Annotated in this window: 12 protein-coding genes and 2 pseudogenes; 2 read left to right on the forward strand and 12 right to left on the reverse strand. The window is 41.0% G+C overall.

Going from position 1 to position 11035, the window contains the following annotated elements; all coding sequences use genetic code 11:
• Window positions 1-132: 132 nt before the first annotated feature.
• A pseudogene (locus F6K52_RS09380) lies at window positions 133-825 on the forward strand (substrate-binding domain-containing protein); the annotation flags it as partial.
• On the opposite strand, the pseudogene F6K52_RS09385 reads toward F6K52_RS09380, so the two are convergent.
• Window positions 825-1118, reverse strand: a pseudogene (locus tag F6K52_RS09385) (nicotinate-nucleotide diphosphorylase (carboxylating)); the annotation flags it as partial. The pseudogenes F6K52_RS09380 and F6K52_RS09385 overlap by 1 nt on opposite strands.
• Before the next feature lie 129 nt (window positions 1119-1247).
• Window positions 1248-2030, reverse strand: coding sequence for a DUF4058 family protein (locus F6K52_RS09390; protein ID WP_293076699.1), 783 nt, complete (start codon window positions 2028-2030; stop codon window positions 1248-1250).
• Window positions 2031-2093: 63 nt separating this feature from the next.
• On the opposite strand from F6K52_RS09390, the gene F6K52_RS09395 reads away from it, so the two are divergent.
• Complete coding sequence (locus F6K52_RS09395) at window positions 2094-2366, forward strand: hypothetical protein (protein WP_293076701.1); 273 nt, start codon at window positions 2094-2096, stop codon at window positions 2364-2366.
• Window positions 2367-2604: 238 nt separating this feature from the next.
• On the opposite strand, the gene F6K52_RS09400 is transcribed toward F6K52_RS09395, so the two are convergent.
• From F6K52_RS09400 to F6K52_RS09445, 10 genes are all read right to left on the reverse strand, one after another.
• Complete coding sequence (locus F6K52_RS09400) at window positions 2605-4011, reverse strand: hypothetical protein (protein WP_293076703.1); 1407 nt, start codon at window positions 4009-4011, stop codon at window positions 2605-2607.
• A gap of 53 nt (window positions 4012-4064) precedes the next feature.
• Window positions 4065-5126 (reverse strand): alcohol dehydrogenase family protein, encoded by a 1062-nt coding sequence (locus tag F6K52_RS09405; protein ID WP_293076704.1) that lies wholly within the window; start codon window positions 5124-5126, stop codon window positions 4065-4067.
• 120 nt (window positions 5127-5246) lie between these two features.
• The gene (gene nadC / locus F6K52_RS09410) at window positions 5247-6104 is read right to left on the reverse strand and encodes a carboxylating nicotinate-nucleotide diphosphorylase (RefSeq protein ID WP_293076706.1); all 858 of its coding nucleotides are present in this window, start codon (window positions 6102-6104) and stop codon (window positions 5247-5249) included.
• Window positions 6105-6239: 135 nt separating this feature from the next.
• On the reverse strand, window positions 6240-7043 hold the full coding sequence (locus F6K52_RS09415; protein WP_293076708.1) for an SDR family NAD(P)-dependent oxidoreductase: 804 nt from the start codon (window positions 7041-7043) through the stop codon (window positions 6240-6242).
• A 49-nt stretch (window positions 7044-7092) separates the two neighbouring features.
• Entirely contained in the window at window positions 7093-7836 is a 744-nt protein-coding gene (locus F6K52_RS09420; protein ID WP_293076710.1) for an isochorismatase family protein, read from the reverse strand.
• Window positions 7837-7892: 56 nt separating this feature from the next.
• A complete protein-coding gene (locus F6K52_RS09425; protein WP_293076712.1) occupies window positions 7893-8228 on the reverse strand; it encodes a XisI protein in 336 nt (111 codons plus the stop codon).
• The gene (locus F6K52_RS09430) at window positions 8216-8632 is read right to left on the reverse strand and encodes a XisH family protein (protein WP_293076714.1); all 417 of its coding nucleotides are present in this window, start codon (window positions 8630-8632) and stop codon (window positions 8216-8218) included. The genes F6K52_RS09425 and F6K52_RS09430 overlap by 13 nt, the downstream gene beginning before the upstream one ends.
• A gap of 100 nt (window positions 8633-8732) precedes the next feature.
• Window positions 8733-9068 (reverse strand): XisI protein, encoded by a 336-nt coding sequence (locus F6K52_RS09435; protein WP_293076716.1) that lies wholly within the window; start codon window positions 9066-9068, stop codon window positions 8733-8735.
• 209 nt (window positions 9069-9277) lie between these two features.
• Window positions 9278-10231 carry a hypothetical protein gene (locus F6K52_RS09440; protein ID WP_293076718.1) on the reverse strand — a complete coding sequence of 318 codons (954 nt, stop codon included), beginning with the start codon at window positions 10229-10231 and terminating at the stop codon, window positions 9278-9280.
• Between the two features lie 24 nt (window positions 10232-10255).
• Window positions 10256-10996: a sulfotransferase family protein gene (locus F6K52_RS09445; protein WP_293076720.1), complete on the reverse strand. Its 741-nt coding sequence runs from the start codon at window positions 10994-10996 to the stop codon at window positions 10256-10258.
• Window positions 10997-11035: the final 39 nt, after the last annotated feature.

Consider the following 11035-nt stretch of genomic DNA (forward strand, 5'->3'; position numbering starts at 1 on the left):
CCTTTACAGCAGCGTCTTCTTGTTCTACTTGGGTTTTCAACTACTATTTATACTCAACTTGATGGTCAATCTTTTACTCCTGAGTAGCCTTTCTTATAACTCCCGAAAAAATGGGCGAACCGGGAGTTATTAGATGGGAAATTAAGCTTTGCCCAATCCTCTCGACCTCTGCTTCAGCAAGAGTACTCACAAGCCAAACAGCGGGGTTTCGAGTTGCAACAGATTCCCGTTGCTATTGATGGGTTGGTGGTGGCCGTGAATCCGGCACTAACTATTTCTGGTCTTACCTTAGCGCAACTGAAATCTATCTACACCGGTCAGGTGACTAACTGGAATCAAGTGGGTGGTCCAAATCTCAATATCACTCCTTATTCTCGTCCTGCAGACTCTGGTGGTACTGTGGAACTGTTGATGAAGGATATTATGAATGGTGAGCAGTTTGGTAATAATGTTCAGTTTGTCAAAACTACTACTATAGGGCTTCGTAAATTAGCTAAAGATCCGGGTGGGATATATTTTGCCTCTGCACCGGAAGTGGTACCTCAGTGTACTGTTAAACCCTTGCCAGTGGGTCGTAACCCTAACCAGTTGGTGACTCCTTACCAAAAGCCTTTGGTGCCAAGTTCTCAATGTCCTGCTCAACGGAATCTGTTGAATATCGAAGCGTTTCGGAGTGGTGAGTATCCGATTACTCGCAATCTGTTTGTGGTGGTGAAGAAGAATGGGCAATTGGAGGAGCAAGTGGGGATTGCTTATAAGAATTTGTTACTCTCGGCTCAAGGTCAGGAGTTGATTGGTCAGATCGGATTTGTAAGGATTCGGTAAAAGGGAATAGTCTTACGAATTCGAGCGATCGCTTCCCCAATTCCCCCAGCCGCTTGAATATGATTATCCTTAATCATCACCCCATCATCCAACCCGATGGGATGGTTAATGGCTCCTCCCACTTGAGTTGCATATTTTTGCAATAGTCTTAAGCCTGGAGTAGTTTTGCGAGTATCCACCAACTGGGCAGGCAAATCAGCAATTTTTTCGGCATACTCATGAGTTAGGGTAGCAATGCCACTCAGACTCATTGTTAAATTTAATGCTACCCTCTCTCCCATCAACAACGCATCAAATTGTATGAAGTAGAGGGTCTAACACTATTGGGGGAGGTAGTATTGCCATAACTCTTACCAAAAAATCAGGTTATTTTTTTTATTTTAACGAGTTATGATGTCAATTTTTACAATAACTAATTTAAGTTAATCCTTGTTTTTTAAAATATTTTCTACCCAACTTGCATCAGCTTTTGATAAAGCAGGAATAATTTTTTGTTTGTAGTCAATCATTAAATCATAGCGCCCTTGGTCATAAACTTGATGTAAAATCATTTGTAAATCTAGAAGCATTTCTGGATCTTCTGGAGATAAAGGTAAAGGAAAAACAGGAATCACATCTTGAAGGTTAAAAGCATATAGATAGGCTTGAGGGCGTTGATTACTAGGACTAACTAAAATGTGATAGTCACGCTCGATCTTCTGATTTAAATTAATTAGTGAATTACCTTGACGTAGTAAATCTATTTCTACAAAATTTGTTTTACTATTTAAAATAAGCTGACGTTTGTTTTCATATTTTTTACGACCTTCTCCTAAATTTTTATTGATAGGAGAAATAATTTCAATAGCGGTAACCACTTTTCCTGTACCAACTCTCCTAACTTCTAAATATCCTTGCTTAATAGTTTCTGTCAGAGGAAGTTCTATCGTTAAAGGTTCGGTAGGAGGAACTGCAACAGCTACATTAGACTCGGGATATCTGATAGTATTTTCAGAGCTTTTAGCAATGACATTATCAGGAATACCAATAAGCGTGGACTTTTCTCCACTAGTTTCGTAGATTCGCACTTCTACCGCAACTACATATTTAGGGGCTAACTGTTGGTTTAATAAGCGAGCAATTTCGGTAATTAGCCAATGATGTACGCTTGACCAATAGGCTGAATCTTCTAAATAGGGATTCATTCCAGGGAATGGTGAGGGCATGGTGATTTATACTTAAACTTACGGCGTAACAGAGAAGCTAAGGGTGGATCTCATTAAAGCTGTTTGACCCGGTGGGTGGAACGGGCTCTTGGTGGAATGGGCATCTTGGTGGAATGGGCATCTTGGTGGAATGGGCATCTTAGTGGAATGGGCATCTTGCCCGTTACAATCTTCGGACGGACTGTCCCAACACTGGCTACCGAGAAAATGAGGGCGAGCCTTTTGGTGGTGCGTTACGGGGCGGACTATCGCAAAGCTGACTACGAGGCGAAAAATCAGAGGCTTTCCGCCCGTAACGCACCCTACTGCCGTGGCACAGCTAAAATAGTGCAATAGTTTTTTCCGCTAAACCCTTGTTAAAAGTAGATTATGGTATTTTTCTAAAGCAACATTTAAGGTGTGCCACGCCACTACGCACTGGGGATATAAGCAATTATCCCGCAACCAAATGTAGTGGAAGCGTTTACCTGCAACTGTTAAAAAGCTTTCTTTTGTGATTACATTGCTTGTCATCAAGAGCTCCTGATTATTTTTTGTGGCAATTGAGTGTAAGATTTACAACCAGTCGAAAATTTTATTTATTCTCCAATTTTTGACATTCTTCAATCAAAATTTCTATCAGTTTTGGCGGCAGACGCTGATAGGATAAATCCAGTTGGTGGTATTTTTTCCACAACTTTTGATATTCACTCCTATCTAGACGGGCTTTTTTAGAATAGCAGTTAATCGCCTCTCCAGTAAATCCCCGTTCAACACATTTTTCTAAAGCAAGTTTCGTTTCTTCAATTTCCCCCACACATTCAAAAGCATTATGAGCTTCTAGGCCCATCAACTGACGATAATAAAGCTGTAAATCTGGGCGATAAAAAAGATTTTCTTTGCCTAAGAGGTGTTGAACCTCATTTGCCTGCTCTGGAGTAAGATAAGCCATATAAGATAAATAAACATAAGCACATTTAGGGCATGATTTACACCAAGGAGGATTGGTGTTACATGAATAAACTAATTTGAGGTCTTCTTCTCTAACTTTTTGAGATAACAGCCGATAAACTAAGGGATCTGACATGGGTTTTAGTAAACTAAAAATTGTTAGATTACTAATAAACTCTTGTTGAATATATTCTTCATAAAAAATTTCGCATTCAGTGCTTTTACACCAGGCGTGATTAATAACTTGATTATCTACCTTAACCTGTTCGCTGTCAGCACTTTTTTCATTTCCATAACAAAGTTGGGTATATTTCTCCTGAAGGATTATGGGAAGAATGCCAAACATTCCATAAGCGAGGGGTAAGTCTTCATAGTTTCTAATGTCAGAAACCTCTACACCTTCTACCCCATGAAGTTTAGCTGCTGGAGAATTTAGGAATGACTCGATAATATACTGACGATGAATCTTGGGTGGCGGATTTTGAAGTTTATAGAGATGTTGTTCGTGCATTTCAAACAACTCTTCAGGATTAGCATGGGTGTGTAAGTTAATACTGAAACTATCAAAAGGAACACTATTATCGTCCAACAAACGTGCCATTAGTAGACTATCTTTACCACCACCATTACAAAGAAGCAAGGGAGTGCTTCCTGGAACTAGAGTTACCGCTTCTCTTTTCATGGTGGTAACATCTTGATGAATTATTTCTGCTCCTTGATAATCTAAATTACCCGTTTCATACCGCCACTGCCCTAAACATTGTTCAACACTTACTTCCCAGAGTTTTTCTAGATTATTTGTCCAATATTTGCCATATTTTCCTAAATCAAGATGAGTCGGTTTTAAACTTAATATTTTTAACCCATGAAATAACAAAATATGGAAATAAATTTTTTCCATGTATTCCTGACTATACTCAGACTCAAGCTGATGAAAGTCAACTGTGGAATACCAGAGAGTAGTTGTAAAAGTTATTTCGTCATATTGATAAAGTAATGTAAGGTTGTGTTTGGAGCGAGTGCAATCTAAAAGTTTTAAAGTTATCTTCATTTAATACTCTAAATTTACCTCTTTTTTATCTTAACTATACAATCAGTTATTTACTAAGGGGTGATAACCACTTTACCGAAAAATGTTTTAGTCTTAAAAAATTGCTGAGCCTCCTTAATTGCATAAAGTTTAAAAACTTTAGCAATCAAAGGTTTTAAAAGACCTTCTTCAAGATATCCAACCAATTGCTGGAACACATCAGGCTCAAGCCGCGTTGCTCCAATCATCTCTAAATCCTTGTAAATCAAATCCCGCAAATCTAGAGTAACCATTGGATTTCCAATTGCACCACAAGAAACATATCTTCCTCTGGGTTGAAGCGCTTTAATCATCAAATTAAAATAATCTCCTCCCACAACATCTAGAGCAGCAGTAATTAGATGTTGCTCTAAATTAGAGGCTAATTGCTCATCTCGTCGATAGACATAATCAGCACCTAACTCCTCTGCAAAATGCTCTTTATTCGCGCCAACAATGGCAATAACTTTGGCTCCTCTAATTTTGCTAAGTTGAATCAGGGCACTCCCTACACCACCGGAAGCCCCCATAATCAATACCGTGTCTGCTGCTGAAATTCTTCCCTTAGTTACCATATTTTCTGCTGTGGAATAGGAACAGGGAAAGGTAGCGAGTTCAAGATCGGAAAGTGGAGACTTAATCGGATAAACATTGGTCGCTGGAATGAGGGCATATTCTGCAAATCCCCCATCTAATTCACTGCCAACATATTGATAGTCATCTAAAGTTTCATCACGAATCCAACTGTCAACCATAACCCGTTGATGAAGGAGTTGCGGTTCTACATCGGAACCCATTTCCACAACTTGACCAACAATGTCAGCGCCTTGAATTCGAGGGAATTCTATACCACTTTGCGCCCAGCAAGAGGAGTGATTCGGGTCATTGTGTTTGGTATCTTGCAGAATATCTTGAAAATTATTCTCCGCAGCATACCAGCCTGTTCGAGTATTTATATCTGTATTATTAACAGAACAAGCTCCTACTTTAATTAACACTTCTCCCTTTTTCGGCACTGGTTTAGGGACTTGGGTATAGACCAGTTTTTCTGGCCCTCCAAATCCGGTAAGAATAACAGCATTCATTAACTCTGTCATGGCTGCTCGCTCAATTCCTCCTGGTCAATAGTACAGTAATAAGCTCGAACTTCCTTCAAAATCTATCCCAGGGTATACTTCCTATACTAGTTGAGATAAACGGCGATACTACTGTTTATCTCAACTCCCTAATCTCATACTCAAATCCAACCAACAAGAGCGAGTAATGGGAGCGCTGCTGGAGATGTAATCTACTCCTGTTTCTGCCACTGCACGAATCGTCTTTAAGGTCACATTACCCGATGCCTCAATTTTAATCTTGTTGTTGCTTACACGAATTAGCTTAACTGCTACCTCCATCTGCTCAACTGGCATATTATCCAACATGATAATATCGGCATTGTGGGCGATCGCCTCTTCTACTTCTGCGAGAGTTGTTGTCTCTACTTCTATGGTCATAGGATAGGGAATAGTCTTACGAATTCGAGCGATCGCTTCTCCAATTCCCCCAGCCGCTTTAATATGATTATCCTTAATCATCACTGCATCATCCAAGCCCATGCGATGGTTAATGGCTCCTCCCACTTGAGTTGCATATTTTTCCAATAGTCTTAAGCCTGGAGTAGTTTTGCGAGTATCCACCAACTGGGCAGGCAAATCAGCAATTTTTTCCGCATACTGACGGGTTAGGGTAGCAATGCCACTCAGACTCATCGTTAGATTTAAAGCTACCCTCTCTCCCATCAACAAAGCATCAAATGGTCCGTGCAAACGAGCGATGGCTTGGCTTGCCTGACAACTTTCTCCCTCTGCTACTAGGGGGATAAAGCTGACCTTTTGATTTAATAAATAAAACACCCGCGCTGCAATTGGCAATCCCGCGATTACACCGGCTTCCTTAGCAATCCATTGTCCGTTTCCAGAACTAGCTTCTTGAGTGAACAAACCTTGGGTGGTGCGATCGCCTCTACCAAGATCTTCTTTGAGCCATTGATGGAGTAGAGGGTCTAACACTATTAGGGGAGGTAATATTGCCATAACTCTTAACCAATTTAATTTCCTATGCAATTAGACTACTATTTCTAATTCCTAGCTCCAAATGGGAGTATTTCCTAACTTGCAAAAACAGGAGATAGGAAATACTCCTCAGTTAAAAGTTTAGCAAAAAAGCAGTTAAGTTAATGAAGATGGCACTCCCATCTGTCGTTGCCATTTTTCTTGAATTTTATCGTAATTGCTGTAATAGTCGTCTGGCTCAAATCCTGGCATGGGTTCATAGACATCTATTTCCTGCCACAGAGGCTGGAAGGACTCCAGAGATTCTAGAGATTGCTGGACGATTTTTTCTGGCTTGAGCCAATATTTTTTCTCTTCAGCTGTTGCATTGGGTCGCAATTTGTTTTCATTACCTGTGTCTGTAGTACTCACATTGATAAACCGTCCCCTGATTAGTCCTTGCCAGTCTTCTGACTGAGCTAGGTCTTGGATATAGCTCCGTAAGGTATCTTTGGCGTAAGTATAAGAGCGCCAGAAAGGGATCTTATATTTATCGGTAACAGAACCGAAACCACAAAGAGCAAGGGTTGTCTGGCGATTGCATTGATGCTCTTGGTTAAGTTTTTCGACAAGTGGCTGGGCTACGTTGACAAAGGTATGGTAGTTTGATGAGAATATTTCATCATCAATTCCCTTGTCATCCCAGTCTGCCTCGGGAGTTTCTGTCTCGATTTCATATTTGAATTTGCCTACGCCATGGATAAGGATCACATCAGAAACTTCCGAAAGGTCGAGATTAGTGATGGCTTGCTCTGCGGCTTGGCTATCGAGAAGATCGAATTTGCAATGCAGGGCATCCGTTTCCATAGGGGTTCTAGAAATGGCTACGCAAGTGGTATTTTCTTGCTGTATAAAGTGTTCAACAAAACTGTTACCCAGAGCGCCGCTTGCACCTGTGACAATTGTTAGTCGAGATTCCATGTTTTTTATTAAAAATGTAAATTTTACTTGGTTTTAAACTTGGGATTGGTCACATCAAAATTGTAGAAGCAATGAACGCTCCACGCTCTGCCATGGTGTATAAACCAACATGATGAGCGATTTCCTGGGGATGAATTGCCGTCTTTGGCAAACCCTGCTGGGCTGCCATCTCTGCCGAGAGGTCGAAGGTTGAACAACCTTCAGTATAGACGGCAATATCTTTTAACGTTGGTACCATATCATGATTGCGTGCTGATAGCATAGTAACCACGAAGTCCATTACACAAATATCGGTGCAGATGCCCACAACTACTAAGGCTTCTAGCTTGTGCTGGTTTATCCAGCTAATTAAACTATTGTTTCCAGTATCTACATCAATGGAACCAATAAAACCATTGATGCAGTCTTTTTGAATTAAAGTGGCGTGGGGATGAGTTTCTAGCCATTCCAGTTCAGGAACCAGCTTTTCTTCCCCAGAGCCTTTTTCACAATGAGGAGGATAGGGAGGTTCTGGTTTGCCTGGTTCGTGGGTATCTAGGAAAGCTAAGACTGGCCAACCTTTGGCTGTGAAAGCTTTGGCTAGGCGATCGCTTTCTGATACCATGGTGGCTATTTGCTGATTTGGTTCTGTTGGAGCCAAAGGACCAAAACCAACAGTGCAAAAGCCATTGAGCACATCCACAACGATCAAACCGGTGGGACGATCGCCAATAGTATAGGGCTGAGGGTCAATGGGTAAGGCGGCTTCAATTGCTGCTAAGGTGGCATCGGGAGTAGTTAAAGAAGTTACCATCAAAACCTCCTGGTTATTCTTGGTATGGACAATTTAAAAAGCTAAGTTATTATTTATTATCCCACTCCGAATTCAGTAAATTTCCTTAGATAAGGGGCATGATAGGCTAGAACAATATCTTGATGAGGCACACCGCGTTCAACTAAGACGTTAGCAATCCCAACTTCTGTACCATCATTTTGAATCCAAATCTTATTATCTTTAAGGTCAATGTGGATGGTGGAACCATAAATACGGCGACGATTACTCCATCCGGCATGGACAAGCTGGTAGCGGTCTCTTTCGGTATCAAAGATTAATTCCACTTCTACCTCACCATAAGCGGGTTTGTGGCTGCTGTATTCGGTTAGGATCTCTTTGACGAGTTGCCGATATTGCTCTAGTTTTGCCATTGAACAATTTCCTCCTTAGTTGGCTCGAATACAATCAATTTTAGTTGATACTCTTGGGTAATAAGTTGAACGAAGCGACGGGCAAAGAAGGTCTCGTAAATTTCAAGAGGAATAGCTAAATACAAGAATCTATCTGGATCTTCTGCTTTGAGGGCAAAGCGATAATTAAGGAATTGTCCCAAAACCGTATGGAATTCAGAAATTGCCGAAGGCTTGAGAAAGGTTTTAATTTCAACAGCTATTTTTGCTTCATCTTTTTCGGCTGCAATGAGTCGTTCTGCACCCAAATCGATGTAAATTTCAACTTCAGCAAAATTGATGTAGAGAGGATCGTGAGTAATACACCAGCCGTCCTTCTGTAAAGCTGATTTTACGGCTTCATGGAAGGTATCTCTGGCTGCCATTGTTGACCTCTACTTTAAAGTTGTGGGAATTAGCGATCACTCTAAATTATATCAATTAGATAGAGCCTCTTCTTGACTTATTACTTATTACAGGGTGACTTTAGGCAACTGCAAACCCTGTGTGCTTCCTCACTCCTGGTGATTTAAAGCCTAGAACAATACGCTCTTTGGGAATACCTGCTTCTAGGAGTTCCCCAGCGATGCCATCCTCTGTCCCATCCCGATGAATCCAGATTTTGCCATCGATAATTTCCACATGAATGATACAGCCGTGAACTTGACGCACTCCCTCCCAACCAACTATCATTAATAGGTAGCGATCGCGCTCACAATCAAAAACGCTATTTCGTTCAATTTCTCCGTAAGAATAAGGGATTTGTGCGTAGTCAGAGATAATTTTTTGAATAATCTCCCGGTCTCGCTCTAAACTGTCCATCTAATAATATCCTCCGCTTCAGAATCAAAAACCAAAAGACGAACCCCTATGAATTTAGCGATCGCCTTTGGCGCGCTCTTCAGAGGGATTAGCCCGAAGGGCTACGCGATCGATCGCACTCTTTGTGATCAATGCGGGTATACTAGGAAACCTTCTTTCCTCTGTTTATGTAATTGTGCCGAAACAAGATTCTTTTAAACAAATTCCTGTTAATAGCAAAATTTGAGTTCAGCGATCGCGATACCTTGTTCCCCTGCTACTGAATAGAGTAAGTACAGCTTTTCTCCCTCGGTGTAAATAGCTGGGTCGTGCAGTTCTCGCACCGGTTCTTTTGCAATACCAACCTCCGAAGAGACAATAGGCAAAGCAACTCCTTCATAATCCATTTCTGGTTCAATAACTGTCACTGGTTCTGAAGGAATCCACTTGTCCCAATCCTTGCTTAAATCCACGTAGCTCATTAAAACACGTTCAGGAGCATCGCCATATCTGGAGTAGAATACCAACAACCAATCGTCTTTTACCAATACAGCACCGTGTCGTAGGTTAAGTATAAAATCTTGTCCTGGCTCAAACGCCGTCACACCGTCTTTTGACCGGAGTACAATTCCAGCTATGGGACGGTTGTTCATCACTGTACCATACCAGTTATTGGCAATAGCATAGTGGAATCCGTTGTGCTGGAAAACTCGAAAATAGTATGGTCCAAGTATCTCTGGCAAAGCAGTAAAATGGAGGCCATCTTGAGACTTTGCTAGCATTGTCACCTGATCGTACTTATCTCTCCCCTCATAGTCGCCATGAAAGTACATCCGTATTTCTTTGGCTTCATTGTCAACATGGACATCTGGAGAAGCAATATGATCCAAGCAAGCTGTTTCATCCAAGTGTAGGGTTCCCTGCTCATAGATCTTCCACTCTCCTTCTAGAGAGTCGGCATAGGCAAGACGAATATATTTACCCAAGTGATGAGCAAAATAAAGATAATAGCGTCCTAGGGGATTTTCAATCCAGTCAGGAACGCGAATCAGGGATGGACCATTAATGTTAGCACCACGATCGCTCTTCAGAGCGCGCCAAAGGCGATCGCCTGTCTTACCTAGCATTCCCTGCTTAATAATTGGATTTATTGGTAAACGTACAGCTTTAATTGGAAATTTCATCTATCTTCGCCGGGGTTTTCAACTTTAAGCAATACGAATTCGATTTTCAAAAAGCTTTTCGTAATAAGGTAAACAAAATTCATAAGCATTTTGTAAGTGTTCATTATCTTCCACTGCCACATAATTATCTGTGTTTTGTTCCTTAAAGCCAGTACTAAACATGGCGTTAGTTACCCAAGTTCCGCCATCCCAATTGGTAAGTTCAGGACGAAATTTTGGTTCCCATTCTAGGGCTTCTTTAATAAACGGTATACCAACAGCATCGCAGTAAGCTTTAACTGTTGCTTCGGGCTTTTGTACCAAATCGTCCGACTCAATTACCACTGGAGTTTTTCCACTGAATTCCTTAGCCATTTCAAAGAGTTTGTAGAGTTGAGCATAACCAGTTTCCTCTAAAGTAAAATCAGGCCATTTGTCGTAAAGTGATGGCAGCATTTTAGCGGGATGACGCACAATAAAAGTATTTTCAAATATAGACAAAAATTCTCGATCGGCTAAGTGGAACATAAAATAGGCCATATCCTTGATAAAAACTGGCTGGGAATCTGCCTGTTGTTTTAGCCTTTGCCAGGTTGTTTGGTAATTATATTCGGGATTGAGTTCTATATCTGGATAACGATTGGTGTTGCGCCGCTCTGGGGAGTTGTAGTAAGATAAGCCAAAAGGTTCATGAAAAGCCAGAAAATCACCTCTTTGGCGCATCATATTTTCAAAGACAGTGGAAGTTGATCGAACCGTTGCCCACAAAGCTAAGATTTTTCTCATGGTTTTTATCTTTGTTGGTAATTTTATACTTAATCAGAT

It is taken from the genome of Moorena sp. SIO3H5 (assembly GCF_010692395.1).
In the GTDB taxonomy this organism is placed as follows: Bacteria; Cyanobacteriota; Cyanobacteriia; order Cyanobacteriales; family Coleofasciculaceae; genus Moorena.

Bases quoted from the DNA above. Each gene is read 5' to 3' on its own strand.
- F6K52_RS09390 (WP_293076699.1), bottom strand. From the start codon at position 2,030: ATGCCCTCACCATTCCCTGGAATGAATCCCTATTTAGAAGATTCAGCC.
- F6K52_RS09400 (WP_293076703.1), bottom strand. From the start codon at position 4,011: ATGAAGATAACTTTAAAACTTTTAGATTGCACTCGCTCCAAACACAAC.
- F6K52_RS09405 (WP_293076704.1), bottom strand. From the start codon at position 5,126: ATGACAGAGTTAATGAATGCTGTTATTCTTACCGGATTTGGAGGGCCA.
- nadC (WP_293076706.1), bottom strand. From the start codon at position 6,104: ATGGCAATATTACCTCCCCTAATAGTGTTAGACCCTCTACTCCATCAA.
- F6K52_RS09415 (WP_293076708.1), bottom strand. From the start codon at position 7,043: ATGGAATCTCGACTAACAATTGTCACAGGTGCAAGCGGCGCTCTGGGT.
- F6K52_RS09420 (WP_293076710.1), bottom strand. From the start codon at position 7,836: ATGGTAACTTCTTTAACTACTCCCGATGCCACCTTAGCAGCAATTGAA.
- F6K52_RS09425 (WP_293076712.1), bottom strand. From the start codon at position 8,228: ATGGCAAAACTAGAGCAATATCGGCAACTCGTCAAAGAGATCCTAACC.
- F6K52_RS09430 (WP_293076714.1), bottom strand. From the start codon at position 8,632: ATGGCAGCCAGAGATACCTTCCATGAAGCCGTAAAATCAGCTTTACAG.
- F6K52_RS09435 (WP_293076716.1), bottom strand. From the start codon at position 9,068: ATGGACAGTTTAGAGCGAGACCGGGAGATTATTCAAAAAATTATCTCT.
- F6K52_RS09440 (WP_293076718.1), bottom strand. From the start codon at position 10,231: ATGAAATTTCCAATTAAAGCTGTACGTTTACCAATAAATCCAATTATT.
- F6K52_RS09445 (WP_293076720.1), bottom strand. From the start codon at position 10,996: ATGAGAAAAATCTTAGCTTTGTGGGCAACGGTTCGATCAACTTCCACT.